At 60.6% G+C, this 26043-nt stretch carries 25 protein-coding genes; 9 read left to right on the top strand and 16 right to left on the bottom strand.

Features of this window, described 5'->3' with window-relative positions; translation table 11 throughout:
* Window positions 1-34: 34 nt before the first annotated feature.
* From rsmA to ACSQ26_RS13255, 7 genes are all read right to left on the bottom strand, one after another.
* Window positions 35-862, bottom strand: a complete 828-nt coding sequence (rsmA, locus tag ACSQ26_RS13285; protein ID WP_436009472.1) for a 16S rRNA (adenine(1518)-N(6)/adenine(1519)-N(6))-dimethyltransferase RsmA — start codon at window positions 860-862, stop codon at window positions 35-37.
* Entirely contained in the window at window positions 849-1880 is a 1032-nt protein-coding gene (pdxA, locus tag ACSQ26_RS13280; RefSeq protein WP_436009470.1) for a 4-hydroxythreonine-4-phosphate dehydrogenase PdxA, read from the bottom strand. Before pdxA ends, rsmA begins: the two co-directional genes overlap by 14 nt.
* Before the next feature lie 2 nt (window positions 1881-1882).
* Window positions 1883-2824 carry a SurA N-terminal domain-containing protein gene (locus tag ACSQ26_RS13275; protein ID WP_436009468.1) on the bottom strand — a complete coding sequence of 314 codons (942 nt, stop codon included), beginning with the start codon at window positions 2822-2824 and terminating at the stop codon, window positions 1883-1885.
* Between the two features lie 135 nt (window positions 2825-2959).
* Window positions 2960-5338: an LPS-assembly protein LptD gene (locus tag ACSQ26_RS13270; protein ID WP_436009466.1), complete on the bottom strand. Its 2379-nt coding sequence runs from the start codon at window positions 5336-5338 to the stop codon at window positions 2960-2962.
* Window positions 5338-6426, bottom strand: coding sequence for an LPS export ABC transporter permease LptG (gene lptG / locus ACSQ26_RS13265; protein ID WP_436015260.1), 1089 nt, complete (start codon window positions 6424-6426; stop codon window positions 5338-5340). The genes ACSQ26_RS13270 and lptG overlap by 1 nt, the downstream gene beginning before the upstream one ends.
* The gene (locus ACSQ26_RS13260) at window positions 6426-7601 is read right to left on the bottom strand and encodes an LptF/LptG family permease (protein WP_436009464.1); all 1176 of its coding nucleotides are present in this window, start codon (window positions 7599-7601) and stop codon (window positions 6426-6428) included. Before ACSQ26_RS13260 ends, lptG begins: the two co-directional genes overlap by 1 nt.
* Before the next feature lie 65 nt (window positions 7602-7666).
* Complete coding sequence (locus ACSQ26_RS13255; protein ID WP_436009462.1) at window positions 7667-8407, bottom strand: phosphatase PAP2 family protein; 741 nt, start codon at window positions 8405-8407, stop codon at window positions 7667-7669.
* Window positions 8408-8581: 174 nt separating this feature from the next.
* On the opposite strand from ACSQ26_RS13255, the gene ACSQ26_RS13250 reads away from it, so the two are divergent.
* The 5 genes from ACSQ26_RS13250 to ACSQ26_RS13230 all read left to right on the top strand — a co-directional run bounded on the left by ACSQ26_RS13250 (window position 8582) and on the right by ACSQ26_RS13230 (window position 15359).
* On the top strand, window positions 8582-10078 hold the full coding sequence (locus ACSQ26_RS13250) for a leucyl aminopeptidase (RefSeq protein WP_436015258.1): 1497 nt from the start codon (window positions 8582-8584) through the stop codon (window positions 10076-10078).
* Between the two features lie 11 nt (window positions 10079-10089).
* Window positions 10090-10536, top strand: a complete 447-nt coding sequence (locus ACSQ26_RS13245; protein ID WP_436009460.1) for a DNA polymerase III subunit chi — start codon at window positions 10090-10092, stop codon at window positions 10534-10536.
* Window positions 10537-10790: 254 nt separating this feature from the next.
* Entirely contained in the window at window positions 10791-13166 is a 2376-nt protein-coding gene (locus ACSQ26_RS13240) for a S8 family peptidase (protein ID WP_436009458.1), read from the top strand.
* 2 nt (window positions 13167-13168) lie between these two features.
* Complete coding sequence (locus tag ACSQ26_RS13235; RefSeq protein WP_436009456.1) at window positions 13169-14338, top strand: trypsin-like serine peptidase; 1170 nt, start codon at window positions 13169-13171, stop codon at window positions 14336-14338.
* A 13-nt stretch (window positions 14339-14351) separates the two neighbouring features.
* Complete coding sequence (locus ACSQ26_RS13230) at window positions 14352-15359, top strand: glycoside hydrolase family 19 protein (RefSeq protein ID WP_436009454.1); 1008 nt, start codon at window positions 14352-14354, stop codon at window positions 15357-15359.
* A 6-nt stretch (window positions 15360-15365) separates the two neighbouring features.
* On the opposite strand, the gene ACSQ26_RS13225 is transcribed toward ACSQ26_RS13230, so the two are convergent.
* Genes ACSQ26_RS13225 through ACSQ26_RS13215 form a run of 3 tightly spaced genes read right to left on the bottom strand, consistent with a single transcriptional unit; the run spans window position 15366 to window position 16827 of the window.
* On the bottom strand, window positions 15366-15716 hold the full coding sequence (locus ACSQ26_RS13225) for a VOC family protein (RefSeq protein WP_436009452.1): 351 nt from the start codon (window positions 15714-15716) through the stop codon (window positions 15366-15368).
* Window positions 15717-15724: 8 nt separating this feature from the next.
* The gene (locus ACSQ26_RS13220) at window positions 15725-16318 is read right to left on the bottom strand and encodes a TadE/TadG family type IV pilus assembly protein (protein ID WP_436009450.1); all 594 of its coding nucleotides are present in this window, start codon (window positions 16316-16318) and stop codon (window positions 15725-15727) included.
* Entirely contained in the window at window positions 16318-16827 is a 510-nt protein-coding gene (locus ACSQ26_RS13215) for a TadE/TadG family type IV pilus assembly protein (protein ID WP_436009448.1), read from the bottom strand. Before ACSQ26_RS13215 ends, ACSQ26_RS13220 begins: the two co-directional genes overlap by 1 nt.
* 321 nt (window positions 16828-17148) lie before the next feature.
* Here ACSQ26_RS13215 and ACSQ26_RS13210 point away from each other — a divergent pair, with 321 nt between their 5' ends.
* Window positions 17149-17616, top strand: a complete 468-nt coding sequence (locus tag ACSQ26_RS13210; RefSeq protein WP_436009446.1) for a hypothetical protein — start codon at window positions 17149-17151, stop codon at window positions 17614-17616.
* On the opposite strand, the gene ACSQ26_RS13205 is transcribed toward ACSQ26_RS13210, so the two are convergent.
* Both ACSQ26_RS13205 and ACSQ26_RS13200 read right to left on the bottom strand, forming a co-directional pair.
* Entirely contained in the window at window positions 17613-18539 is a 927-nt protein-coding gene (locus tag ACSQ26_RS13205) for a Gfo/Idh/MocA family protein (protein WP_436009444.1), read from the bottom strand. The two genes, ACSQ26_RS13210 and ACSQ26_RS13205, sit on opposite strands and share 4 nt — an antisense overlap.
* Window positions 18540-18626: 87 nt before the next feature.
* On the bottom strand, window positions 18627-20501 hold the full coding sequence (locus ACSQ26_RS13200; protein WP_436009442.1) for an ABC-F family ATP-binding cassette domain-containing protein: 1875 nt from the start codon (window positions 20499-20501) through the stop codon (window positions 18627-18629).
* A 203-nt stretch (window positions 20502-20704) separates the two neighbouring features.
* On the opposite strand from ACSQ26_RS13200, the gene ACSQ26_RS13195 reads away from it, so the two are divergent.
* On the top strand, window positions 20705-21739 hold the full coding sequence (locus ACSQ26_RS13195; protein ID WP_436009440.1) for a calcium-binding protein: 1035 nt from the start codon (window positions 20705-20707) through the stop codon (window positions 21737-21739).
* A 159-nt stretch (window positions 21740-21898) separates the two neighbouring features.
* Window positions 21899-22171: a hypothetical protein gene (locus ACSQ26_RS13190; protein ID WP_436009438.1), complete on the top strand. Its 273-nt coding sequence runs from the start codon at window positions 21899-21901 to the stop codon at window positions 22169-22171.
* A 31-nt stretch (window positions 22172-22202) separates the two neighbouring features.
* Here ACSQ26_RS13190 and ACSQ26_RS13185 read toward each other — a convergent pair whose 3' ends face one another.
* Window positions 22203-22712: a DinB family protein gene (locus ACSQ26_RS13185; protein WP_436009436.1), complete on the bottom strand. Its 510-nt coding sequence runs from the start codon at window positions 22710-22712 to the stop codon at window positions 22203-22205.
* Between the two features lie 224 nt (window positions 22713-22936).
* Between ACSQ26_RS13185 and ndk the strand changes: the two genes are divergently transcribed.
* Window positions 22937-23359, top strand: a complete 423-nt coding sequence (gene ndk, locus ACSQ26_RS13180) for a nucleoside-diphosphate kinase (protein ID WP_436009434.1) — start codon at window positions 22937-22939, stop codon at window positions 23357-23359.
* A gap of 74 nt (window positions 23360-23433) precedes the next feature.
* Here the strand turns inward: ndk and ACSQ26_RS13175 are convergent, their stop codons facing one another.
* The 3 genes from ACSQ26_RS13175 to ACSQ26_RS13165 form a co-directional block, all read right to left on the bottom strand.
* Window positions 23434-24855 (bottom strand): hypothetical protein, encoded by a 1422-nt coding sequence (locus tag ACSQ26_RS13175; protein WP_436009432.1) that lies wholly within the window; start codon window positions 24853-24855, stop codon window positions 23434-23436.
* Window positions 24856-24956: 101 nt separating this feature from the next.
* Window positions 24957-25451 (bottom strand): hypothetical protein, encoded by a 495-nt coding sequence (locus ACSQ26_RS13170; protein WP_436009430.1) that lies wholly within the window; start codon window positions 25449-25451, stop codon window positions 24957-24959.
* Window positions 25448-26023, bottom strand: coding sequence for a CGNR zinc finger domain-containing protein (locus ACSQ26_RS13165; RefSeq protein ID WP_436009428.1), 576 nt, complete (start codon window positions 26021-26023; stop codon window positions 25448-25450). Before ACSQ26_RS13165 ends, ACSQ26_RS13170 begins: the two co-directional genes overlap by 4 nt.
* Window positions 26024-26043: the final 20 nt, after the last annotated feature.

Below are 26043 nucleotides of genomic sequence, written 5' to 3'. Positions count from 1 at the left end.
ACATCGCCACGATGCTTCGGCGCCGGTCGAAGTGTCACAGCAAATTTGCGATCCGGCAGAATTCCTCGATGCTGAGCGTTTCCGCCCGCCGCGAAGCATCGATCTCCGCTCGGTTGAGCAGCGCCTCGCCACCGAGCGGCTTCAGGCTCTGGCGCAGCATCTTGCGGCGCTGGCCGAAGGCAGCATGTGTCACGCGCTCGAGCTTTGAAAGTTCGCACGGGATCGGGTTCTTGCGCGGCTCGATATGCACCACGGTCGAAGTCACCTTCGGCGGCGGCGTGAAGGCCTGCGGCGACAGGTCGAACATCATTTCGGCGTGGGTCAGCCAGCCGCAGAGCACGCCGAGCCGGCCGTAATGGTCGTCGCCGGCCTCGGCCACGATGCGCTCGCCGACCTCCTTCTGGAACATCAGCGTCAGCGATTGCCAGAACGGCGGCCAAGGGACGGTAAGCCAGTTCACCAGAAGCTGCGTGCCGATGTTGTAGGGCAGGTTGGCGACTATCTTGAGCGGCACGCCGGGCTCCGCAAGCTTTGCGACATCGATTGTCAGCGCGTCGCCCTCGATCACAGTCAGCCGGCCGGGATAGTGATCCGAAATTTCCGCCAGCGCCGGGATCGCCCTGCGATCGCGTTCGACGGCGATAATATGCCTAGCGCCGAGTGCCAGCAGCGCGCGGGTCAGGCCGCCGGGGCCGGGGCCGATCTCGACCACGATGGCGTCGTCGATCTTGCCGGCATTGCGGGCGACCTTCTGCGTGATGTTGAGGTCGAGCAGGAAGTTTTGGCCGAGCGATTTCAGCGCATCGAGCCCGTGCTTCGCGATGACCTCGCGCAGCGGCGGCAGGCCGTCAAGTGCTGCCATGGACGGTCTCTCTCGATGCCATTTCGGCGGCCATTTTCAGCGCCGCGATCAGGCTGTTCGGCTTTGCCTTGCCGGTACCCGCGAGCGAAAACGCGGTTCCGTGATCGGGCGAGGTGCGGATGAAGGGAAGGCCGAGCGTGACATTGACGGCATCGTCGAAGCCGAGCGCCTTGGCCGGGATCAGCGCCTGGTCGTGATACATGCAGATCGCCACGTCATAGGTCTCGCGCGCTGCCTTGTGGAACATCGTATCGCCGGGCAGGGGGCCGACCGCGTTGATGCCGTCTGCGCGCAACTGCCGGATCGCAGGCGCCACGATGGCGTCGTCCTCGAGACCGAGCGCCCCATTCTCGCCGGCATGGGGGTTGAGCCCGGAAACCGCGAGCCGCGGCGCCTCGATGCCGAAGCGGCGATTGAGATCATGGGCGGTGATGCGGCAGGTCTCGTAGATCAGCCGCGTGGTCAGCTGTTCGGGAACGTCCTTCAATGGAATGTGGATGGTCACCGGCACGGTCCTGAGTTCAGGTCCGGCAATCATCATCACAGGCATTCCAGGCTGGCCCGTCACCTTGCGCCCGAGATCGGCGAGAAACTCGGTGTGACCCGGAAAGGTGAAGCCGGATTCGTAGAGCACCGACTTGGCGATCGGGTTGGTCACCATTGCCGCAGCCTTGCCGAGCATGGTCATTTCAACGGCGAGTTCGATGGCACGGATCGTACCATGCGCCGTGGCACTGTCCGGCTTGCCGGCCTCCACGCCCACCCCAGCCGGCACCGCCAGCACCGGCAGCGCCTCGTTGAAGACCGACGCGCCCGATTGCTCGTCGGCTTCCCGCATAGGCACGTCAAAACCGAGCATGATGGCACGTGCGGCCAGAACGTCGGGATCGCCGAGATAAAGGAAAGGCGGAACGCTGTCCGCATCCCGCCGCAACCATGCCATCAATGTAATGTCAGGGCCGATGCCGGCGGGATCGCCCTGTGTGAGGGCCAGGAGTGGCGCGGCACCAGTGACCATGATCAGCGGATCGTGACCTCGTTCATCTTCCTCAGTTCTTCCATATATTTCTTGGCATCTGGGCTCTCGCCCTCTTCCTTGGCCTTCTCGAGATCCTGCGTTTGGAACGCGACCTGTGCCGAAAAGTCGTCGCTCACCTCGCGCTTCTTGCAAATCGCGGTGTATTCAACGCCGGTTGCGCTGACAGTTGTCGTCGTGGTTCCGCCGACAGGCACGCCGGCGAGAAGTTTCTTCTGTGCTTCGGCAAGCTGGACTTCCAGAACGCGGCCGATATTGCGGATCGACACATCCTTGAAGCCGGCAGCAAAGACCTTGGCCTGGTCGCAGCCGGGATAGCTCTTGCGGGAGGCCTCGGCTTCGGCCTTGCGCTTGCCGGTAATCTTGGCGCGCTTGGATTCCGGCACGACGAAGATGACCTGCTGCAGGAAATATTCCGTCACTTTCGGTTTCTGGCCGTTGTTCTCCTTGAGCTTCGCGACGAAATCCTCGTTGCTCATGCGCCCGTTGCCGCCGCCGTAACGGCCCGAGACGGTTTTCGGCCAGCTCATCTGCACGCCGATATAGGCCTTGAAGTGCGCGGCGCCGATGCCGGCACGTTTCAGGATCTCGGTCAGTTGCTCAGTCGACATGTTGTTGTTCTTGGCAAACCGGGCGAAGGCCGCGTCAACGTCATCGGTGCTGACAGATGTACCGGTCCGAATAATCTCCTGTCGCTGCAGCACTTCATCGACAAGCTGCTGAGTCGCCACTTGCTTCAGGTTACCCTTGGCGCGTTGCAGCTTCAGGAAATTGACGCGCTTGGCGACGTCACCACTGGTGATGACGGTCGCGTTGACGGTGGCGGCGATCTGCTCGGCATGTGCCGGAACAAATGTCTGCGGCACGATGAATGCCGCGAGCAGCAAGGATGCCGCGCCGAGATAAAGCGAACGGACTTTGGCCATGGATCCAACCTCTTGCTTCGGGCTTTTATAGTGAAGTGGTGGAATTGCACATTCCTTGCGGCAAAACAATGTCATTCGCCCAATTTGAGCCAACTGAACTGTTTCCATTTAACAATGAAAGGCTCTAACGCTGCTTTACTGGAACACCGGCACCAGGGTCTGGCCGGCGATCGAGGTCGGCTCGGCGGTGTCACCGACCTTCACGTCGCCCAGCGTGCGGAAGGAAAGCCGTGCACCGATCTGCCAGTCGTTGGCCGATGTGTCGTTGAGGTCCTTCGTCTGGGTGAAGGCGAGCGCAAAAATGGTGCAGCTGTCGTCATAGGCAAAGCCGATGCCCCGGCGCGAAAGCACATTGTCGTCCATGTCCCAGGTCGCCGAGCCGTAAACGGTCCAGTTCTGGTCGAACTTGACGCCGCTGATCGTCTGTACTTCGTCATTGTCGGTCGGGTAGCCGTAGAGCGGCTGCGCGGCGATCTGCGAATAAGTGACCTCGGTCTGCAGCCAGTTTGAATTATAGCCCACAGTCACGTCGGACCGGCGGATATCCAAAGTTTTCTGGTCGAGCCGTCCGCCGAGCGCGAGGGAAAGCCCCACCGGTATTTCCACGCCTATGGCGCCGACATAATCGGAGGTCGCCGTTTCCAGGCCCGAATCCGCGCCGGCATAAACCAGGTCGGGTGACGCGAAGGAATTCTTGCCGTCGAGCAGGAACGACTGGCCGAAGACGCCGCGCAGTGTATAGCCGGCGTCGAACGTGCCGGTATAGCGGGCGCCGATATTGGCGCGCGTTCCGCCTTCGACCCTGTCGAAGCCCGAGAACTTGTCGCGGTCGAAGAGGTTGGATGCATCGAAGACGAAGCTCTGCGCGTCTTCGTTGGGCAGCCCGCCGGCAAGTTGCTCGTCCGGCCGGGCGAAGATCTGCGCGATTGGCTCGAAGATGTGGCTCGAATTGGCCGTCGTCATCAGGATCGGATACCGCGCTTCCAGCCCGGCGGTCAGCATGCTGCGGGTGGCGCTGTTGCCATTATGGAAATCGCCGGGATAAGCCGCCGAGGGATCGTTCATGTCGACCTGGAAACCGTCGCCACGCACGACCGCGAGCGGTGTCAGGACCAAACCGCCGGGCAAGATGAAGGTGCGCTTCCACTCCGCTTCCGTCGAGAAACGGTTGAAATTGCCGGCGAGACCGCGGAACCGGTCGGCGACATCGATGTGTTCGATCCGGTCAATTTGGTCGGTGTTGGTCCGGCTCAAACTGGTAAAATTGGTGACGACGGAGAGCTGCCCGCCGAGCACCGAGTCCGGATGATAATAGGTGTAGTCGAAGACCGGATGGACGACTGCCTGCTCCTTCTCGTCGCGACTGTGCGGATCTGCGTCCTGCACATCGAAATAATAGGACCGCATATCGAACGAATTGCGATGGCCAAGCCCCGTCAGGTAGGTCTGGTTGGTGCGGACTTGGTCGTCCACGCCGTCGAGCGAATAGGTACGGGCGAAATTGTTGTCGGACTGGACCATCACGTCCCAGCCGAAAGCCCAGCGCGGATTGATCTTGAAGTCGGCCTTGGATTGAATCATGCCACGCTGGTCGACCTTTGCATCCGACGTATCGTTGGTAAAGGCGCCGCGATTAAGCTGGTCGATGCCGGCGATCCTCAGCGTGTGTTGGCCGAGCCGGAAGCGCTGGCGGAACTCGGCGTCGAACATCACGCCCTGGTTGGTGAAGCCGGTCGTCGTCAGCGTTGCGTCCATGTGCGGCGTCAAAGTCTGGTAGTAGGGGATAGCCAGTCCGAAGCCGAGATTTTCGGCGGTGGACATGCGCGGGAACAGGAAGCCGGACTTCCGCTTCACCGTCGGATCGGGCACTTCAAGCACCGGGATATAGGCAATCGGCGCGCCGAACAGTTCGAAGCGCGCCTTTTCGAGCCGGACCGTATGGGTCTTGCCGTTGTTGATGACACGCTCGGCCTTGATCTGCCAGAGCGGCGGCTTCTCGGGATGTTCCTTGCAGGGCTCGCAGGCCGTATAGACGCCCTTGTTGAGGATCATCACGTCGGCATTGACGCGTTCGCCGCTGACGGCAACCAGGCGCGTATTGTCGGTGGTTTCGATCCTCAGCGCATCGACGAAGCCATTGGCGAAATTGTCGGTCACGTCGATCTTGTCGCCATAAACCCGGTTGCCGTTGGGCTCGATCAGTTCGATGTCGCCAATCGCGATCATCCGGCCGGATGCCTGGTCGTATTCCACGCGCTTGGCGACCAGCTTGTAGCCGGCGTAATTGATCTGCACGCCGCCGACGGCGATGATCTTCTTGGCATCCTGGTCGTAGATGAGTTCGGACGATGTCAGCAGCAGCTTCGAATCAGGCGACGGCTTCGCAGCCATCTGCTCGATCGCATTTTGTGCGAAAGCAGGCTGGAACGAGGGCAAAAAAAGTCCGCAGGCGGCCACTGCCGAAAGCAGCGCTCCGCCGAACACCCTTGTTATTCCGCGGTTGCCTGCCGCCACTAACCGTCCTCCTGATGCAGCAAAATGGTGGACCCGAGAAACATTGCGACCACGACCGGAATCCAGGCTGCAACGAACGGAGGTACAACACCGCTGCTACCGAATGCTTTAATCAGCACGGTGATCACATAAAGCACGAAGCCCGAAACGATGCCACCGAAAATCATGCTCTGCGATTGGTTGAACCTGCTGAATTTTAACGAGACTGTTGCCGAAATGAGAGTCATCGCGACGAGCAGGAATGGCATCGACATGAGGGAGTGATATTGCGATTCAAGCGTGAAAGTTGAGACCCCAAACGACCTCGCAGCCTCGATTTTCGAGGGAATGTCGAGAAACGCAACGGTTTCAGGTCGTGCGAGCCGCTCTTGGACGAACTCCCGTTTCAGATTGGTGCGGACCTGTACCGTCTTGAGCACGGCCGGAATTTGTCCGGGCCGGTTCTCGGTAACGTCGTTAAGCTCCCAGTAACCATCTTTCAACTTTGCCTGGCGTGCGTCCTGCCTGAGCACGATTCGGCTCTCCGGTCCGAAATGGATGAAGACTGCGTCCTCGATCGTCGTGCCATCGGCGCTGACGCGGGCACCACCGACGATCACGTCATCATCGGCGGTGATCTGGCGCAGCCAGGGAATGGTTTCATTCTTGCGGCCGAGCTGCTTCGAGGCCTTGAGATTGTTTTCGATCATCGTCGCCGTGCGCATGCCGGCGGCCGCGAGCGGATTGAGCACGAAGAGGCCGACGAGCCCGACGAGAATCGCCCCGGTGATGAAGGGCGCCATGAACTGCCAGACCGAAATCCCGGCAGCGCGCGTCACCACCATCTCCTGCTTGCGGTTGAGCGACACGAGCGTGGTGATGCCGGCAAAAAGCATGATGAATGGCAGCGTCTGCTGCAGGATAGACGGCACGCGGATCAGCGTCAGGAACAGGCTGTCGGCAAGCGTGAAGCCCGGAATGTCGCCCCGGCGTGAAGAAATCTCGATGAAATCGACGAGGTAGACGAGGGCTGTCACGCCGACGAGAAACCAGAAGATGGTCATCAGGTGGCGACGCAGGAAGTAGCGAAAAAGCGTGCCGGTGAAGATCAAGCGGCACCTCCGCTCTTTGCGCGTCCAGGAACGAGGCGGCCATAGAACTGAACGCAACTATCGGCAAATCGGGGAAACAGGCTGTCACGATCAAGCCGCGTGACGCTGCGATAGATGCCCGCGAGCAGCAGAAGATTGATGACGATCATGAAGCCATAGAGCTGCACCGGCGAGTTTACGCCGCCCTCGATCCGATTAGCCAGATAGAATGCGCTCCAACGGAACACGAATGCCAGGAACAGCGCCGAGATCAGCGGATGCAGCCGCCGCTCGCGATGCGAATGCGCCGAGCCCGCGACCATCAACGAAATCAGCGCAAAGGTCACCGGAAAGAACCAATCCGTCAGGCGCCGGTGCAGTTCTGCCCTGAAATCATTCGGTTTTTCCTTGTAGTATGGGTCGTTGGGATCGGGATTGAAGAGGAAGCCCAAGTCGCGGTCGCCGGCCCTCAGCGTGGCCTGTCCGCGCGAGGCCGATAGTTCGGAGAGGTCGAAGGAATAGGAGTCGAAATGGATGACCGAGACGCTGCGGCCCTCGATCTTGCGGTGGATTTCGCCGTCCTTCATGATCAGCGTGCCGCCGCTCTCGTCGACCGCGCCCTCGCGGGCATAGTAGATCATCTCGAAGCGCGGATCGCGGGAATCGGCGACGAACAGGCCCTTGAGGACGCGGCCCTGCATGCGCTCGGAGATCTGCACATAGAGGCCGTCGTCGATCTTGCGGAAGGCCTTCTCCTCGATGACGGATGACAACAGGTCGGCATAGGTGGCGGCGATCGTCTTGCGCATGCCGTAGCGCGAGATCGGCTCGAGAAAATTGTCGACGCCGAACGAGACGACGCAAAGTATGCCCGCGAGGATGAGCGCCGGCTTGTAAACCGTCCGCCGCGGCGCGCCCGATGCGTCGATCACCGCAAGTTCGTTATCGTTATTCATCGTCTGCAGCGTCTGCGTGACGCCGATGATCACGGCGAAAGGCATCACCACGGGGATCAGCGTCGGCAGCATGTAGGTGGCGAGCGCGACGAAGGATCCGATCGATTGTCCGCTATCGGTGACGAGATTGATTCGCCCCAGCACCTGCGTCACCCAGATGATCGCCAGCACTGGAATCAGCGCTGCGACGAACATCCGGAATATCCGGCCGAAGATATAGTTTTCCAGCAGGTTCATGCATGATCCGCGAGCGTGCCCGCCCCTGAGCGCCATCGGGGCATAAGACCCCGGATGTGGCACTTTTACCGCGCGCGTTCAAGTGTTGCAGAAATGCGGATCGGCCGGAAAATCAGCAGCAGCGACAGAGCGGCAGGGCTTGCAAGCCCCATGATCCAGCCGAGAGCCACATCGGACGGATAGTGTCCGCCCATCGCAACGCGCAGCAGGGGCGTCGCAATCGATATATCGATGATGACAGCCGCCGAAACCGTGCGAAACCGCCCCTTGAGTAGCGGCAGCAGGCAGATCAGCCACCCGGCGCTCGCGGCCTCGCCTGAAACGAAGGAACAGTTGGCAATACAGGCGCCAGAGAAATCGCCCGCCGCCGCAAAGGGCAACGTTCCGCCAAAGTCGATCGTCTCATGCGGCCTCGGCCGGCCGGAAAAGGTCTTGAGCAGGCCATTGACGATCAGAACCGGCCCGAGAAGAAAGCCGCCGATCAGGATCGCCCTGGTTCGCAGGGTTTCGCGATCAGCCCAGCCGCTGCGCAATCCGGTCCAGGCGATGTTTGCCAGTAGCGCGAAGGGTGCAAGCACCGGGATCCAGTAGAACAATTTTCGAAATACCGTGGCAACTTCGCTTTCGCGCGCCGCGAAGCCTTCGCAGAGCAGACCGGCTTGGGTCGCAGAGCCCCGGCAGAAGAGCGTGGTCAGGCCAAGGTCGATGCTTGGAAGATTGCGGAAGACAACGAAAATGATAAGCCAGGCGAACACGCAACGGAGGAGAAAAATGGCGTCTCGTTCTGTCCGGATGTCTGAAATCACGCCTAACCTCCGCAGTGATCGCCGTCATGTGCATGCGGATTGACTTGCGATCTCGTGATCGCCTTCTTCACCTCGGAGCGTTACAGGGCTATGACAGCACGCAACGCCGAGCTACTTGCAATGAATGACGCTCGGTCCAAGATGCAGGAATCACGTGCGTAAGCCTTAGGAGCAATAATGAGATCGTTTGAATTCGCCTTCGCCCGCTCTGCCAAGGCATCGAGCGGAACTGCCGTCGTTCTCAAGCTGCAGGACAATCAAGGTTTTTCCGGGGCTGATGCCGCCGACCCCGGCGCAAGCCTCGCGCGTGCCGCCAAAATCGCCAAGTTCAAAGGCAAGCTCCTCGCTAAGCTCGATATTCTTGCGCCGCAGGGTTCGGGCGCCGACCGGCTGGTCGCGATCGGATTGGGGAAGGCATCCGAACTGACCGCGCACGACTGGCTGAAAGCCGGGGGTGCCGCTGCCGCTGCCCTCAACGGCGCGGAAAAAGCGGTGATCTATCTTGATGCGCCCGGCCTGACCGTCACCGGCGAGCAGGCGGCCGATTTCGCGCTTGGCATGATCCTGCGCGGCTACAAGTTCGACAAGTACAAGTCCAAAAAGTCCGACGAAGACAACGGCGCTTCCGACAAGCCGGTACGGGTGACGATCGTCGTCTCGGCCTCGATCACCGCCAAGCGCTTCTTCGAGACGGCGCAGGCCGTGGCCGACGGCGTCATCCTGGCGCGCGACTTGGTGAATGAACCCGCCAACATCCTCGGCCCGTCGGAATTCGCCGCCAAGGCCAAGGAACTCGAGAAATTCGGCATCGAGATCGAAATTCTCACCGAGAAGGAAATGCGCAAGCTCGGCATGGGCGCGCTGCTCGGCGTGGCGCAGGGTTCGGTGCGGCCGCCGAGACTGGTCGTGATGAACTGGAAGGGTGGAAAGCCGAAGGACAAGACCTACGCCTTCATCGGCAAGGGCGTGGTGTTCGATACCGGCGGCATTTCGATCAAGCCGGCCGCCGGCATGGAAGACATGAAGGGCGATATGGGTGGCGCCGCCGCCGTGACCGGCCTCATGCATGTGCTCGCAGCCCGCAAGGCGAAGGTCAACGCCATCGGCGTCATCGGTCTGGTCGAGAACATGCCCGACGGCAATGCGCAGCGTCCGGGCGATATCGTCACCTCGATGTCGGGCCAGACGATCGAGGTCATCAACACCGATGCCGAGGGCCGTCTCGTGCTGGGCGATGCGCTCTGGTACGCCAATGAGCGCTTCAAGCCCGCTTTCATGATCAATCTCGCCACACTGACCGGCGCCATCGGCGTCGCGCTCGGCAGTTATCATGCCGGTCTGTTCTGCAATGACGACCGGCTGGCCGCCAATCTGCTCGCCGCGGGCATAAGCTCCAACGAAAAGCTGTGGAGAATGCCGCTCGGCCGTGAATATGACAAAATGATCGATAGCAAGTTCGCCGACATGAAGAACACCGGCGGCAGCCGGCAGGCGGGCGCGATCACCGCGGCCCAGTTCCTGAAGCGCTTCGTCGGTGAAACGCCCTGGGCACATCTCGATGTCGCTTCGCTTGCCATGGGCGCGCCGAGCGACGAGATCAACACGTCCTGGGGCTCCGGCTACGGCGTGCGGCTGCTCGATGAACTGGTGCGCACCTATTACGAAAGTTGAGAAGAGACGAATTGGAAATCCTGTTCTACCACCTTACCGAATCCCGGGTTGACGACGCGCTGCCCGCGCTTCTCGAGCGCAGCATCGAGCGCAACTGGCGCGTGACGGTCCAGACCACCAGCGAAGAGCGCTGCGAGGCGCTCGACACGCATCTCTGGACCTTCCGCGCCGATAGTTTCCTGCCGCACGGTATGGACAAGGACCCGCATGCCGATCGTCAACCGATCCTGCTGACCTCGGGCGCCGCCAACCAGAACAATGCGGGCGTACGTTTCGTCATCGACGGCGCTGAACCGCCGGAGCTCACTGGTTACGACCGCGTGGTCTTCATGTTCGACGGCCATGACGACGACCAGGTGCAATCCGCGCGAAGCCAGTGGAAGCGCCTCAAGGGCGAGGGGCATACACTCTCCTACTGGCAGCAGAACCATGACGGCCGTTGGGAGAAGAAGGCCTGAGCGGCGGGGTGCATCGGGCGGGCGCCGGGATTGCGGGCGTCAAAAATGCTAGCCATTGCAGGTTGAATGCACGTCATCCAGCAGCGCCCGAAATGCGTTGCCTCGAATTTCGGCGCAGTATGAGGCAAGTCCTTTTCGGCAGATTCATGTTGTTAATGAAAGCACTAGCATTAAGAGCAGAATTTCCGAGGACAACTTGAGGCAACCCTAAATTAGTGGTAACCTCCGGAGCTTGAGTTCTGGGGGATATTACGATGCGCAAAGCTAGTATCGCCTGCCTCGCATGTTCTGCATTCGCATATTCCGTAATCTATCCCCCGTCGTCAGGCGCCGAAATCATCGGCGACATCATGACGAGCGGCAGCGACTCCTTCGCCGCCCAGTTCGAAGGCCAGATGGGTACGCTCTGGCGGAATGGCAGCCTTCCCGTGACCCTGCACGTCATCGACAAGGGTGAGACCGATATCGGCAAGATCTGGGTCGACCGTTATCAGCTCGGCTACTTTCCCGCCTGGATGAATGCGCTGACCTGCGACCTTAATCCCGACGCCTGTTATCGGCCGCTTCATCTTCCGCCCGGGCCGATCGAGAAGAGCCGCTTGACCAGCACCTTCCAGCTCGGGACCGATCCTGGTGTGTGGCACGGCCTCGTGCCGGGCTATGTGCTGGTGCTGCCGGACATCACTGTCGTGCGTGACACGACATCGGTGACCCGGCCTTGGGAAAATGGCAGGTCACTGAAGGAACTGAAGGCCCGGAACTACGCCTGCCAGAAAAGGCTGATACCGGGCCTGACCTGCGATGCGATGTTCGAATACTACAACCCGAGGATTGGTCGCACCAGGGAGCGACCGGAAACATTCGAGGAGCCGGTCTACACCTACACGTTTCATATCGATTCCGAATGCGAGGACTACTGTGCCGTCCTCAAGCCCGCCGATCGACTGAAGCTGGAATCGAACGGAACGAAGGGCGTCTGGTGGGCGGAACCGCCTTACGAACTGGTGACGACCACCCCCGCGACCGGCAATGACAAGGAAATTCCGGGCAAGGTCGTTCAGCGTGTTGGCAAACTGGAAAACGCGCCCACCTTCGACCAGCGCCAGGCGCCGGATGCGATCGTCGAACAAGCGCAGGACAAGGCTCTTGACCAGAAGATCGACCAGGCAAAGGACGCCTACGAGAAGGGCAGCTGGGACACGATCCAGAAGGTGTCGCCCTTTAGCGACTGGATTTCGTCGCGCCAGAAGAACGAATGGCAGTTGGGGAAATTCCCCGATGACGAGGAGAAGTTCACCAACCTGCTATCCAGGGTCACTGGCATCCAGAATGTCATGATCATCGACAGCGCCTTCGATGAAAAGCATTGCGAATTTGCGGCCTCGAAAATCGTGGTCTGGGATTGCAAGAACCCCGAGAACGATTTCAGCCGGGAAAGCGTCTGCAAGGTCAGAAGCAACGACCAACTGGTTGCCGCCAACGAATCTGAACCGGGCGCCTCACCCCAGGTTCGCAGCCTGTGCGGTGATGCCGGTGTCGTCGAGGAAGTGCCCAATCCCGGTACGAGGGCCTTCCGAGACAAGAGCCATGGCACCCATCTTGCCGGGATTATCGCCGCGCGATGGGACGATCGTTTCGGCACGGGAGGCATCAATCCGACCGCCCGGATCATCGCGGTCGAGATCGATTTCGACAAGGCGAAGAACGATCGCTACGGACAATGGCTGGCTGCCAAGCTCTCCAAGCTGATGGTCGATATCAATGTCCGTGTTGTCAACCTGAGCCTCGGCTTCAGCGCATCCGGATCCTCGACGACCTCGAGTGGCAATATCCGAAGCAGCGATTGGCTCACGCAGCTCATCAAGGGCAAGAAGGGCTCGGTTTTCGTGGTCGCCGCGGGCAATGAGCGTGATCCCGACGACGAATGCCTCGTGATGCCCGCATGCAAGGTCGATGTGTTCAGCAATGTCGTGAGCGTGGTGGCGTTGGACCTGTCGGGCAAGAAGGTCCTGGAAAATGCGAATTACAACAAGAAGTTCACCCTTGGCAGTAGCGGCGAGCAGATCTTCGCGCCGATTCCCGGCAACAAGTTCTCGACCTTTTCGGGCAGCTCCCAGGCCGCCGCGATCGTGTCGGGCGCCGTCAGCCTGGCGATTTCGCTCGGAGAGAACTACGCCATGCGGCCACCCGAAATCCGCGACAGGCTGATTGCATGTTCCGACATACCGGATCGCGATCTTCTCGGAAAAATGATGGGCGGCGGCCTCGATTTCGACTGCTTCGCCACGGCGCAGGACGACATTGTCTATCTCGATGCGGACACCGCGACCAGTCCATTCGAGCTCGGTGAAGCGAAGCCTTCGAGTCTTCATTTCAAGGATATCAATGACGGGCACGCCACCGAGGTCGATTTCCCGCGGTTGCTCGGCTTCCAGCGTCTGTCGGATTCCAGTGACGACGTGATCATCTTCATGGCGCGCAAGGGCGAAGACAGCGGTAAGCAACCGGAACGGCTGCGCGGCTCGTTCCAGGAAGGCGATGTTCTCACGCTGCAGGACGGCGACGACCTCAAACGGTTCCCGGTCAAGAACATCGTCAAATATGTCCGGAAATCGGTCGAGGGAGACTGAGCATGAGCCGCCCTCGCATCGCAGGCTTTCTGCTGCTCTTTGCCTGTCTCCTGCCGCTGGCTTCAGTCGCACAGGAGCGGAAGATCGAGGCCGCGCGCGATGGCGCCCTCGACCAGCACGTCTCCGATATCTCGCTCTCCGCTTTCGAAGTCGAGCAGGATGGGGCCAACGCAGCCGCCACTTTCGAATATGCCCATGACGGCGCGCGCTATCTCCGTGTCACGATCGACGAACTGGTGCTCGAGGCGGGCGACAGGCTCACCATATCGGGCGTCAATCTCTCGCCGACCGGAGCGCTCAACGGGGAGGTTTTCGAGGGCCCTCTCGAGATCAGGAAGTCCTTCAAGACCGGCCTTATTTACGGCAGCACACTCAAGCTCGTGCTGACGTCTACGAGGCTCGATGCGGCACGAATCCATATCGCGCATTTTGTCTATGAGGAGGTGCCGCCTGATCCGCAACTCTCGATCTTCGACAATGACGATCGGGAGAATTTTGCCGATATCGCCGATCCATTGCTTAAAGTCACGGGCGGATCGGTCGTCTTCATCGCCTTCGTGGATGAGGAAGGCACGCCGCGGGTCTGCTCGGGTTTCCTGATCAACCCGATGATGGTCATGACCAACGACCACTGCGTCAACACGGCGGCGAAATGCAGCACCGCGACGATCGTCTTCGACTACCTGATGGTGGACGGCGTCATCACGATGGGAAAACAGCGCCATTGTGTCGCGGTGAAGGATGCCCTGACGGCGCTCGACTTCGCGGTCATCGAGATGGACCAGCCGGTCACGGACACAATGCCCATTCCACTTGCGGAGAGCGATGCCGCGCCGGGTGTGCCGACCTTTCTCGTGCAGCATCCCGGTGGCGAGCACAAGCAGCTTGCGCAACTGGGTTGCCAGCCGATCGACGCGCTGGCGCCCGGCCTGGAGCCCGCACAGCCCACCGATTTCACCCATCGTTGCGACACGATCGGTGGCTCATCCGGTTCGCCGATCCTCGTGGCTGCAGGCGATGGCGCCGGCAAGCGGTACTGCGTGACGGGTCTGCACCATCTCGGCTTCGACGATTTCGGTGCCTACGAGACCAAGAACCGGGCGGTGAAGATTTCGCTGATCGCTACCCGGCTCAAGCACAATTCCATCCAATTCGTTCAATGCGGCCAGTGAACAGGGGAAGTCCATGCAGATTGCGCGACGTCATTTTCTCATTTCGGGCGCGGCGCTGCTGCCGCTTTCACAGGCATCGACAGCCTCCGCGACCGACAATTGCGGGGCGGTGACGGAGAGGTCCGAAAACCTCGTCACCTCGATCAAGATCTCGAAGTTTTCGCCCCGGGCGCGGGCGGATCTGGTTGCGACACTGGTCAACAAATGGCCGGATGCCTTCGCGGGAGGCGTCAACACGCCCGTCAGGACACAGCATCTCATGGTCCAGATGGCGACCGAGACCGGCGGTTTCGCGCGCCTCGACGAGAATCTCAATTACAGCGCCAAGCGCCTGCGCCAGATCTTCCCCAAGCGGGTCTCGGCGGCAAAGGCACTCGAACTGGCGAACCGGCCCGAAGCCATCGCCAACCACGTCTATAACAGGCCTGATCTCGGCAATACTGAACTCGGCGATGGGTGGAAATATCGCGGATCGGGTTATATCCAGCTCACTGGCAAGTTCAATTTCAAGAAGCGTGGCGAAAAGCTGGGCCTGGATTTCGTCGGCAATCCGGAACAGGTCCGCCAGCCGATCACCGGCTTCAGCGCGGCCCTTGCTTACTGGAAGGCCATCGGCGGCAATGCACTTGCCGATGCCGGCAACATGAACAATGTCAGGAAGGCGGTGAATGGCGGCCTGAACGGCATCAAGGAAGCCAATTTATGGATGACGCGCGCGCGCAAGTTCTTCACGGCCGCGCCATCACAGGTCACCGAGGCGGGCGGACCGGATGCGGCGGAAATCGCCGCCGCCCAGGCCCTGTTGAACGATTTCGTCCAGACCGAAACGTCGGTACCAACGGAATCGGGCGACCCTGGCCGCTTTGTCGAATCCCTGCAGGAATTCCGCAAGGAAGCCGAGCTGCCGACCGTCAATACCGAGGGCATGCCCGTGCCGCTCAAGGTCAAGCTGCTCTATGATGAGGACCTGCTCTACACGTTGACCGATCCGGTCTTCCTGGTGCCATCCGATCCTGGATGACGACATTTACAAATGCATGAGGATGTTGGCCACGTTGCCCGACGGATCCCTGACGAAGAAACGGCGGACGCCCCAATCCTCGTCAGTCAGCGGATAGGTGATTTCGTGTCCTCTATGGACCGCGCGGGCAAAGACCGCTTCGATGTCATCGACCTCGATCGAAACGTCGGGCATAGGCGCACCGGCGCCACCCTCGCTTCCGATACTGAGCTGCGGCACCATTTTTCCGCCGGCAGCCAGTGTCACAATCCAGCCGTGGTCCATGACCACATCGAGGTCTTGCAGGTCGCGATAGAAGGCGGCCACTGCCGCCGGGTCCGGTGCGGGCAGGTTTGCCACGATGCGGAGCACGCTCATAGTGAGACCTATTCGAGAGTAATCGCCTCACCGGTACGGGGGCGCATGATATAGGTCTTCTCGTAATTGTAGGCCGTAACGCCTGTGACCGGGGTCAGCAATTTCGTGAATGGCGTCTGCAGCGAATATGTCGCCCGGACGGCGATGAGCTGCACGCCGGACTGGGCGATATTCGTGGGGATGGTGACCGGGGAGGCCACACCCTTGACGAGCGCGGGAGTATTGTAGCCGCGCGACCAGTTGACCTTTGCCTTCAGGGTCGCGTCGATGTCGAGGATCGCCAGTTCGATCTTGACGCCCGTTTTGCTGTATGGGTCGATGATTGTCGCGGCACCTGCGACGATGGCATCGATGTCGGCCGCCTTCCATGTCGCTTGCTGCGAGGTCATGTCACCGAGCGTCGACGCGATCTGGTTCATCTTGCGACTGACCGTTAGCGCCTGGCCGATATCGACGGTGCCGGCCATCATGGTCACCAGGATCGGAAACAGCAGCACGAACTCGATCGCCGAGACGCCGCTCCGGTCGCGCAGCAGGCGTGCGGATGCCTGTTGGAACGATGCCCGGCTCTTGACGATCGCATTCTTCAATCGTGTCATCATCAGAATGGCTCGTTCTTGATAAGCTCGGAAGAGCCGAGGACGTAGGAACCGTTGGAAAGCCGGGCCGATGCGATTGGATAGAGCTTGAAGACGGGATCCCACGGCAGGAAAGCCTGGACAAGCACGTAGCTTCCGGAGTCCCCGAGGTTGAAATCTTCCGTCACATTGAGCGCGCCGTTGGCGATCGGCGATACCCTGTTCACCGATGCCATGTCGGTCACCACGATGGCGCGCACCTTGAGATTGGTCGAGCAGCCGAAGGAAAGCGACAGGTTCGCACAGACCGTGTCCTTGAATTTCTTGGAGTCCCAGGCACCGGACTTTGCAACGCCGACACGCACCTGCCGCACCGTCTGGTGAACGGCGGCATCAAGGCCGGATTCCACGAAATACATCACCGCGATTTCGGCGATGGCGAAAATGACGACGAAAAACGGCAGCGCCAGGATCGCGAACTCGATCGCGGCACTGCCCTTCCTGTCCTTGATCAACGAGCGCAACAGCCTCATGCCCGCACTCTCCCGCGTGCTATCGGCCCATGGCGGACCATATCACCCGGATGTGCGTCGAGGATCGATGCTCCGGCGCAGCCGGATACGCCACGCAATTGGCGTGCGAATCTGGCGGCCGAATTGTTGACCTGGAGACGCATGAACTCACTCCGGATGCAATATCGATCGGGAGCTTATCGCCCAAGCCTTGCGTTTCGGTTAAGCAAAGGTGTTGAATTGACCCGGGTTCCGGAACGAAACGGTTCACTTTGAGAGCGATCCGTTATTTATCGGGAAATCTGGTCTGGATTGCCGGGTTGCACTGTTTTGGAGCAGGGAATGACAATTCTAAGGGTGACCGATACGGCCGGGTCGGCACTTTCTTTCGACTTGCGCGACGTTCTTGCCTCGCTGGCCCCGCGATCGCTCAAGGCAACGTGGATTCTGTCAGCGGTCGATGCTGGGTTCCCGAGCTTTGATGCGACCGGCCCCGGTAACGAAAGGCTGGAAGCGATGGCCCGGACCGGGGAACCCGTGAGCGGCAGTGCGCTGATGGCCGCCGCGCAGGATACCGTTCAGGTCATCTGGGGAACATTCACGGGGTACCTGCCTGCCATTCACGGCAGGCAATGGCTCGTCATTCGGGCGATCGACAGCGATTTTTATGAGATCATCACTGACGACCGAAAAGTCGTCAGCAAGATCGAGGCACGTTTCAACGCGGTCAGCTTTCACAACGAGATGTGGCAGTCGGCACCCAGAGACCCCGAGGTCGTGCCGTTCTACGGTTTCGAACCTAGCCGTTAGTCGTGGAACGCTTCGACGAACTTCCGTTTGCCCAGCATGAACGCATCGGCGACATGCGTCAGCGGCGAGATGTCGGCATCGCTGACACCCGACTTGATGATCTCTGCAAAGCGGCGGTAGAGCTCGGGATATTCTTCCTCCGGCTTCTCGAATGTAAGCTTGCCGTCGATGAAGAGCTTGGCGCCGCCATCGGCAAGCCGCATCGCGCCCTGTTCGGTCACCGCCTCGATATCCCAGGTCTGCTTGCCGGTCTGACGCCAGTCGAACACGGCCTCGACCTTGAGCTTATCGGCATTGGTGAAGTTGAGCGAGGCTGCGATCGGCGCGTCGCGGTTCTCGGGGAATTCCAGCACTGCCGATGACAGGAACACCGGCTTCGGCAGGATATGCGTGACGATCGACAGCGCATTGATACCCGGATCGAACACGCCGAGACCGCCTGCTTCCCAGATCCAGGCCTGGTTCGGATGCCAGTGGCGCACATCTTCCTTCCATGTGACGGTCATCGACTGGACCGGCGAGGCGGCGAGGAAGGATTTCGCGGCTTCCACCGCCGGCGCATAGCGCGAATGCCAACTGGCGAGAAGCGAAACGCCCTTGGCCGAGGCAATGCGCTGGAGATCCTGCACTTCGGAAATCGTCGCACCCGGCGGCTTTTCAAGGAACACGTGCTTGCCGGCCTGAAGAGCGGCAAGCGCCGCCTCATAGCGGAACTGCGGCGGCATGCAGAGCGACACCGCCTCGATGTCCGGCTTTGCCGCGAGCATCTCCTCGATCGACTTGTAATTGTCGATGCCATCGACCACGCCATTGCGGCTGGCTGCGGCGATCAACCGGTAGTCGGCATTCCCAGCCACGGCGGGCAGATGCTGATCGCGGACGATCTTGCCGATGCCCACGATCGCGAGCTTGATAGGTGCCATGGTTTCCTCCCGAAAAGTATGATTATTTGACTGGCGTTTTAGCAGAACAGCGGACGGAGGCAAGGGCATGCCGGGTCGTCCGCTAGGCTATTCCGCCGCTTCCATCTCCGCCGTCAGCAGCAGCCACTCTTCCTCGGTCTCGGCAAGTTTCTTCTCGGCATTCGCCCGTGCCTTCGCGAGTTCCGCTGCCCGGTTGGGGTTCTTGGCGAAGATCGCGGGATCGGCGAGTTCGGTGTCAATGCCTTGAATCAATCTCTCAATCTTGCCCATCAAGTTGTGGAGTTCATCCACTTTTTTCTTGAGCAAGGTCGGATTGATCCGCTTGGCGGGTTCAGCCCCGGTCGGCTCGGGAGGGAGGACCGGCGCATCTTCCTGCTTGCTCTTCTTGCCCTTCTTCGATGAACCCACGACGATGTCGCGATATTCCTCGAGGTCGCCCTCGAACGGCTTGACAGTTCCGTCGCGGACAAGCCACAGCCGATCGACGGTTGCCTCGATCAGATAGCGGTCATGCGAGATCAGGATCACTGCGCCCGAATAGTCGTTGAGTGCCTCGATCAGCGCGCGGCGGCTGTCCATGTCGAGATGGTTGGTCGGTTCGTCGAGGATCAGCAGGTTGGGCGCGTCAAAGGCCGCGAGTCCCATCAGCAGCCGTGCCTTCTCGCCGCCGGAGAGATCCTTGGCGGCAGTGTCCATCTTCTGCGTCGCAAGGCCCATCTGCGCGGTGCGGGCGCGGACCTTGGCCTCCGGATCGCCGGGCATCAGCCGGCGGACATGCGCCACGGCACTTTCCTCGGGCCTGAGGTCGTCGAGCTGGTGCTGGGCGAAGAAGCCGATCTTGAGGCTCGGAGCGACGGTCAGCCCACCGGAATCCGGCTTCAGGCGGCCGGAGATGAATTTAGCGAAGGTGGATTTGCCATTGCCGTTCGAACCGAGCAGCGCGATGCGGTCATCGGTATCGATACGCAGGTTCATCCGGGTCAATATCGGGTGACCGGGTCTGTAGCCCACCGAGCCGCCTTCGATGGCGATGATCGGTGAGGCGGCCTCCTTCTTCGGATCGGGAAACCTGAAGCCCTGGACATGATCGTGCACGACGGCCGCCACGGTGCCCATGCGTTCAAGCGCCTTGACCCGGCTCTGCGCCTGCTTGGCCTTCGTCGCCTTCGCCTTGAAGCGGTCGATGAAGCTCTGCAGGTGCTTGCGCGCGGCTTCGTTCTTCGCCTTCGCCTTGGTCTGTAGCTCCTCGGCCTCCGCCTTCTGCCGCTCGAACTGGTCGTATGGGCCGCGATAGAAGGTCAGCTTCTTCTGGTCGAGATGGACGATCGAATTGACCGCCGAATTCAACAGGTCGCGGTCGTGGCTGATGATGATGACCGTATGCGGATAGCGCCGCACATAATCCTCCAGCCACAGTGTGCCTTCGAGGTCGAGATAGTTGGTCGGCTCGTCGAGGAGAAGCAGGTCCGGCTCGGCGAAGAGCACCGCGGCCAACGCCACGCGCATGCGCCAGCCGCCGGAAAAACTCTTGGCCGGGCGCCGCTGTGCCGCCTCGTCGAAGCCGAGGCCGGCAAGGATCGAGGCCGCGCGCGACTCCGCCGAATAGGCGTCGATGTCGGCAAGCCTTATCTGGATCTCGGCGATCCGGTGCGGATCGGTGGCCGTCTCGGCCTCCGCCAGCAGGCTCGCGCGCTCCTTGTCGGCGGCAAGCACGATGTCGATAAGGGGCTCGTCGGTGCCCGGGGCCTCCTGGGCGACCTGGCCGATGCGCGCGCTCCTGGGCAGCGAGACCTCGCCGCCCTCGGGCACCATCTCGCCGGTCAGGACCTTGAACAGGGTGGATTTGCCCGCGCCGTTCCTGCCCACGAAGCCGACTTTGAAGCCGGTGGGAATGAAGACGCTGGCGTCTTCGAGCAACAGGCGTCCGGCAATCCGGATCGAAAGATTGGAAATCGTTATCATGGCGCTCTCAATAACCGGGATATCAGGGAAGGCAAGGGGCAGGGCGGTTTATCGGGCTGCCCGGATCAGATCCCAGGCGCCAACGATGTTCCCCCGGTAACAGGTTTGCTCGCCGTGCGGGCGTAGGTTTCTCCGACTGGCGCGATTGGATCGCGCCTTGCAGCAAGCATCTTTGTCCATCGAGAAATTGAAGGAGAATGGCGATGGGTCTGCAGGTTTTCGGTACTGATCGTTCAGAAAATGGTGTTATCGGCCAACTCGGCGCCGTCGATGACGCGCTTGTCAAAAAGGGGGTGCTTCTCAACAGTCTCGACGACATCGTGATGCTCGGCACAGGCTCAGGCCACCAGGTCGTCGTCAGGGGTGATGTCATCGGCCATATCGGCGGCATGACTTTGGGCGACAGCGCACTCGACGCCAACCAACGGCTGACGATCGCCTCGGACGCTTCGGTGATCGGTTCGACATTCAGCGGTGCGGTCATCTATGGCAGCAACAGCGTGGTCAGGAACGACGGCCAGCTCGGCGGCGGCACGAATGCGATTTCACTCTATGGCGACGATACCGGAACGACCTCGCGCCTGTTCAACACCGGGCTGATCGTCACGGAAAGCCTGTCGGCCGCTGCGATCTATCGCAACGGCGAGGAAGACTTCCGCCTGGTCAACGACGGAAAGATCAGTTCCAAGGCGGATTATGCCTATGACGGTACCGACTCCAGTGGCCGGCAGACGATCATCAATTCCGGGAGATTCGACGGCGGCATCATCTTCGGCGACGCCAACGATCGCTATATCGGAGCCGGTGGTCGCGTCGTTGGGATCATCAGTGGTGAGGTCGGAAACGACCGGCTCACGGGTGGCTCGAGGGCCGATCAGCTCGCCGGCGACGAAGGGCGAGACATCCTGAAAGGCAGTAAAGGTAGTGACGAGTTCATCTACCACCTCATGAACGACACCCATGTCGACCGGAGTGGCCGCGACCTGATCCAGGACTTCAGCCACCATCAGGGCGACAGGATCATCCTCAATGAACTCGATGCCAATATCGGTGGCGCCAACGATGCCTTCACCTTCATCGGCAAGAACGATTTCTCCAACACACCGGGCGAGTTGCGATACTATTTCTCCGGCAACAAGACCTTCATCGAAGGCACTGTCGACGCCGATGGCCAGGCCGATTTCATGATCGAACTCAAAGGCCGGATCAAGTTGGTGGAAGACGACTTCGTCCTCTGATGCAACCCTGGCACCCGGGCGCATGGGGCCACCGGATGCCATGCTCCAAAGCGAAACACTGTGGCTGCCTGTCGCCGGAAACTCTTAGCCAAACAAGCAAACTTCTGGAACACCCGGTAAAGCCGGGTGTTATTCTGCTTCATCGAACAGGTGAACGCCATGACCCAGTGGTTCGAGGAAAGATATATTTCCCGCGTGGAGCACCAGCAAAGCATCGCCTACTATACAAAGCTTGTTGCCCAGCTCTACCGTCAGGTCTGCGAACTCAGGGCGGCCAACGTCGATCCTGAAGCGATCGATGCGTTGATCGAGGAAAATCGGCGCAAGGCGGAGGACGAAATCCGCCGGCACATGCGACCACCCGCCCGCATTCTGCGTGGCAACGTCGTCAGCGTGGACTTCCAACGCCGTGTAAAGATGGACAGCGAATGAGGCCCTCGCCGAAAGGTGCCGGATATTGCTGCTATAGCCACTGCTTTCCGGCGAACCGCTGGAAATAGACCAGGTCGAGTGTCAGGCTGGGCTTGCCCAGGCTCGTCAAGATCATGTGGCACTGGCCGCGATGGTGGGTCTGGTGGTTGAAGAAATGAAGCATCGCCGAGCCGAGCTTCTGGGTGACCAATTGCGGATTGGTGATCGGCGTATAGGTGAAATTCTGTCCAAGTGACTCTTCCTCGACGCCTGCAACCCAATCCGCGATCCGTTCGTCCTCCACCTTGCGCGCCACTTCGAGCGCCGCGAGTTCCTCGAACAGAATGACGTCCAGCGCGGCCGGCGCGTCGCCCGCGCCGGTGAACCGCCGCATCCAGATCCGGTCGGCGCAGAGCAGGTGATTGAGCGTGCCCTTCATCGAGCCGAAGTGGGCGCCGCGATTGGAGCCGAATTCCTCCGGCGTCAGCGTGGTCGCGGCCGCATAGAGGGCTTCGTTGGCCCAGCGATTATAGGCGGCGAACATCTCGAAATGGTCTTTCATGATAGATCTCCCCTCACAGTCGATGCCAGTTAATCGTCCATGGCGGGTGCGATCAAGTGACGATCATTGATGTCAGGGATAACATTTATTGAACAGGCCCTCTTGTGACAGGTTCATGAAAATCCGACATCTGCCGCGTTCCGGCCGCTCCGACCCCTTGTTTTCCCCTGGGAAGGCGGTTAAGAGCCGCCCACCCAAGGAAACCAAGACAAAGGACCCTGAAAATGGCGATTGAACGCACCTTTTCGATGATCAAGCCGGACGCAACCCGCCGCAATCTCACCGGCGCCATCACCAAGATGCTGGAAGATGCAGGCCTTCGCGTCGTCGCTTCCAAGCGCGTCTGGATGAGCCTGCGCGAAGCCCAGGGCTTCTACGCCGTTCACAAGGATCGCCCATTCTTCGGCGAGCTCACTGAATTCATGTCTTCCGCTCCGACCATCGTGCAGGTCCTCGAAGGCGAGAACGCCATCGCCAAGAACCGCGAAGTGATGGGCGCCACCAACCCGGCCAACGCGGCTGAAGGCACCATCCGCAAGGTCCATGCCCTGTCGATCGGCGAAAATTCGGTCCATGGTTCGGACGCTCCGGAAACGGCCGCCGAAGAAATCGCCTACTGGTTCTCGGGCACCGAGATCGTCGGCTGATTCAAGTCCTGAGGCGCACGCCTTAGAGAATTGATACTATTCAGGAAACCGGGATGCGCTGCATCCCGGTTTTTTCATGCCCGCGGTTCGAACCTGAACATAGGCGCTCCGGGCATCAGCACAGCTTCGGCGGGGAAGGCGAGGTAGCTGTTGCAATGCCGGTCGAGCGCCTCGGCGAACAGTTCGGCGAGCCGGATGCTGTCCGAATTGGGCACGGTGCTGGTCAGGAATTTCGCCAGTTCCTCATGGCGACCGGAGGCAAATAGCAGATTTGCGGCAATCGACAGCTTCTGGCCGCTCGATTTCAGGGAGGCGAGGTCGCCGCCGGCGGCGATCACGGCGGCTGCGTCCTGCCACGCCTTGTACTGCGGCTTGAAATCCGCCGAAGCACCTTCGAGTTCTGGCGGCCGCGAAGCACCGCCATTGGCGGCATGTGTCTTCAGCGCCTCGATCGCCAGCATGTGGTCGAGGACCTCGCGCACATTGTCGCCGCCGAACCGCACGCCGGTCACCGGAATGTTCTTGAGTTTCCGGTCCATCTCGGCGCGGTTGCCGGAGGATTCCACCAGCGATTCATAGATCACCAGCCAGGCCGTCTCCATGTCGATCGTGCCGCCGTCGCGAGTCAGGTCGATGATCGCGGCTGCCGCCCGGCCGGCGCCGGCGAAATCGCCGGTCTGGTTGAGATAGGTCCCGAGATAGTCCCGTTCGGGTATCCGCGCCGCGGCGATCGTCGTTTCGTGGATCAGCGCGCGCACCATTTTCCCTTCCGCATCGGCAGGTGCCGGGCGAGGCAGAGCAGGTTTTCCCTTCAGTGCCGGCAGCCAGTGAAGCATGGTGGTCAGCGACTCGGCGCGCCCAAGGTCCTGCATCGCCGCGAGGAATACCGGCCAGGCGTTCGCGTCATCCTGTGTTGCGGCAAGGCTGGCGGCCAAGACATAGAGCTTCCGGGTCAATGCCTCGGCGCCGAGTGCCTTCTTGGACTCGTCATCGACATCGATCACTGAGAGGGCGGCGCCCTTTTCGAGTCCGCGGCGGCTCTCCTCTGGCAGTGCCGCGAGCTTGTCGAAGAAAAATGCAATCTCGCCGGAGCGGGTTGCGGCGCGAAGCGGCGAAAAGCCTCCGCCTGATATCATCAGGAAGTCCTTCTGACCCTCCGGCGCAGCGCTCGTCAGCGTTTCCTCAAGCCCGTTGGTGCTGATCCGCCATGTCATAAGCAGTTCGTGGGCGCGATCGACCTTGGCATTGGCAAGCGGCTCGACGAGCGCCGCGATCTGCTCGGCCGCAAGCTGCTGATACATGATCTTGAGATAGGCCGAGACCGTACCATGCCGGCGGTTCTGCAGCTTCGGGAGCTTGGAACGGTTGGCGATCACATAGTCTGCGAGCAGGACAATGTGATCCTGTGACGCGCAAACCTCCTGCGCGAAACCGGGCCGCAACCCTATGACAAGCGGCAGGGTCGATCCCAGGAGAAATGCACGTCTCGAAATCAAGGATGTTCGCCTCTGCAAGAGTGCCAAGCCTCCGGATTCACTAAGGCTTCTCTATGGCGAACGTATAAGGCCAAGGAATTATTTCAAGCCCAGCAATGGTGCTAGCCACATTTCTTGCGGAACTTGATCGAGCCATCAGGATTGAAAGCCTCCGGGTTCCGGTCATACTTGGCGCCGAGCACGAGTGCCTTTTCCGGCAGCATGGTCGCGTCGAGCGTCGAGTTCAGCGTCGTGTCGATGGTTTGCAGTTCCTCGCCATCGGCGCTTTTGAGGGTAATCTTGATCTTGTAGGCCTTGCCGGTGACCACGCAATTGACATCCGGGCTCTGGAGATCGATCCGCGTCATCTTGGGGAACACCTTCTGCTCCTTGATCAGCGGTGGACCCCCGGCGGGATCCTCGAACTCGGCCACCACCACCGCATCGTCGGGCGTCGTCGGCAGCCGGTTGAGCGTCAGCATGTAGAAGGCGCGCGCCACCCTGATGTTGAAGATGAAAACCTTGCCCTTGATGGTGATGTAGTCTTCGGGTTCGCGCTGGCATGCCGAGAGCAGCAATCCGGCCAGCAGGGCAGGGATGATCACGAGCCTCTTCATCGCGATGCCTCCCTGCGCTTCTTCTTGTAGTGAAGCCGTGCCTTGGCGCGGTTGCCGCAGACGGACATGTCGCACCAGGTACGGCTCTGGTTCTTGCTGCGGTCGATGAACAGCCATTCGCAATTGGGGCAGATCTTCAGCCGTTCCGTATCCGGCGAGGCGATCAGCTTCAGCGCCGAACGCGCCGTGGCGAGATCGACGGGGCAGGGATCGGGCCCAGGACCGGAATTGCCGGCATGGGCCGCAAACGTCGCTGAAAGCCGCCCGAGCAAGCCGGCGACCAGCCGATGGTCATCGGCGCCATGAAGCGTACGATGGCGGAAATGCGCATCGATCGCCTCCCTGAGCCCGATGAAATCCGCTTTCCGTCGATCCTCGACCGGCGCAAGATCGGGAAAGTCCGTCCGCTCCGCCGAAAGTTCGCTCGCGGCCTCGGCAAAGGCGCCGAACTGTTCCGGCACCGCGAAACGATCCGTCCGGCGCTTCTCGTCGAAGCGCAGGATCACGCTGTTGGCGACATCGAGCGCCAGCGCGCCACCGGTAAAGCGATGTGGTGTCCATTGAAACGTCATGGTACGAATTATAACTGGCA

The sequence above is a fragment of the Rhizobium sp. LjRoot254 genome (assembly GCF_964254105.1).
Taxonomy (GTDB): domain Bacteria; phylum Pseudomonadota; class Alphaproteobacteria; order Rhizobiales; family Rhizobiaceae; genus Rhizobium_E.
This window is presented reverse-complemented; position numbering and strand designations above follow the sequence as displayed.

Coding starts and splice junctions, on each gene's coding strand:
- ACSQ26_RS13195 (WP_436009440.1), top strand. CDS start 20,705: ATGGGTCTGCAGGTTTTCGGTACTGATCGTTCAGAAAATGGTGTTATC.
- ACSQ26_RS13235 (WP_436009456.1), top strand. CDS start 13,169: ATGAGCCGCCCTCGCATCGCAGGCTTTCTGCTGCTCTTTGCCTGTCTC.
- ACSQ26_RS13165 (WP_436009428.1), bottom strand. CDS start 26,023: ATGACGTTTCAATGGACACCACATCGCTTTACCGGTGGCGCGCTGGCG.
- ACSQ26_RS13220 (WP_436009450.1), bottom strand. CDS start 16,318: ATGATGACACGATTGAAGAATGCGATCGTCAAGAGCCGGGCATCGTTC.
- ACSQ26_RS13170 (WP_436009430.1), bottom strand. CDS start 25,451: ATGAAGAGGCTCGTGATCATCCCTGCCCTGCTGGCCGGATTGCTGCTC.
- pdxA (WP_436009470.1), bottom strand. CDS start 1,880: ATGGTCACTGGTGCCGCGCCACTCCTGGCCCTCACACAGGGCGATCCC.
- ACSQ26_RS13240 (WP_436009458.1), top strand. CDS start 10,791: ATGCGCAAAGCTAGTATCGCCTGCCTCGCATGTTCTGCATTCGCATAT.
- ACSQ26_RS13225 (WP_436009452.1), bottom strand. CDS start 15,716: ATGAGCGTGCTCCGCATCGTGGCAAACCTGCCCGCACCGGACCCGGCG.
- ACSQ26_RS13260 (WP_436009464.1), bottom strand. CDS start 7,601: ATGAACCTGCTGGAAAACTATATCTTCGGCCGGATATTCCGGATGTTC.
- ACSQ26_RS13230 (WP_436009454.1), top strand. CDS start 14,352: ATGCAGATTGCGCGACGTCATTTTCTCATTTCGGGCGCGGCGCTGCTG.
- ndk (WP_436009434.1), top strand. CDS start 22,937: ATGGCGATTGAACGCACCTTTTCGATGATCAAGCCGGACGCAACCCGC.
- ACSQ26_RS13205 (WP_436009444.1), bottom strand. CDS start 18,539: ATGGCACCTATCAAGCTCGCGATCGTGGGCATCGGCAAGATCGTCCGC.
- ACSQ26_RS13215 (WP_436009448.1), bottom strand. CDS start 16,827: ATGAGGCTGTTGCGCTCGTTGATCAAGGACAGGAAGGGCAGTGCCGCG.
- ACSQ26_RS13190 (WP_436009438.1), top strand. CDS start 21,899: ATGACCCAGTGGTTCGAGGAAAGATATATTTCCCGCGTGGAGCACCAG.
- ACSQ26_RS13200 (WP_436009442.1), bottom strand. CDS start 20,501: ATGATAACGATTTCCAATCTTTCGATCCGGATTGCCGGACGCCTGTTG.
- ACSQ26_RS13210 (WP_436009446.1), top strand. CDS start 17,149: ATGACAATTCTAAGGGTGACCGATACGGCCGGGTCGGCACTTTCTTTC.
- rsmA (WP_436009472.1), bottom strand. CDS start 862: ATGGCAGCACTTGACGGCCTGCCGCCGCTGCGCGAGGTCATCGCGAAG.
- ACSQ26_RS13185 (WP_436009436.1), bottom strand. CDS start 22,712: ATGAAAGACCATTTCGAGATGTTCGCCGCCTATAATCGCTGGGCCAAC.
- ACSQ26_RS13275 (WP_436009468.1), bottom strand. CDS start 2,824: ATGGCCAAAGTCCGTTCGCTTTATCTCGGCGCGGCATCCTTGCTGCTC.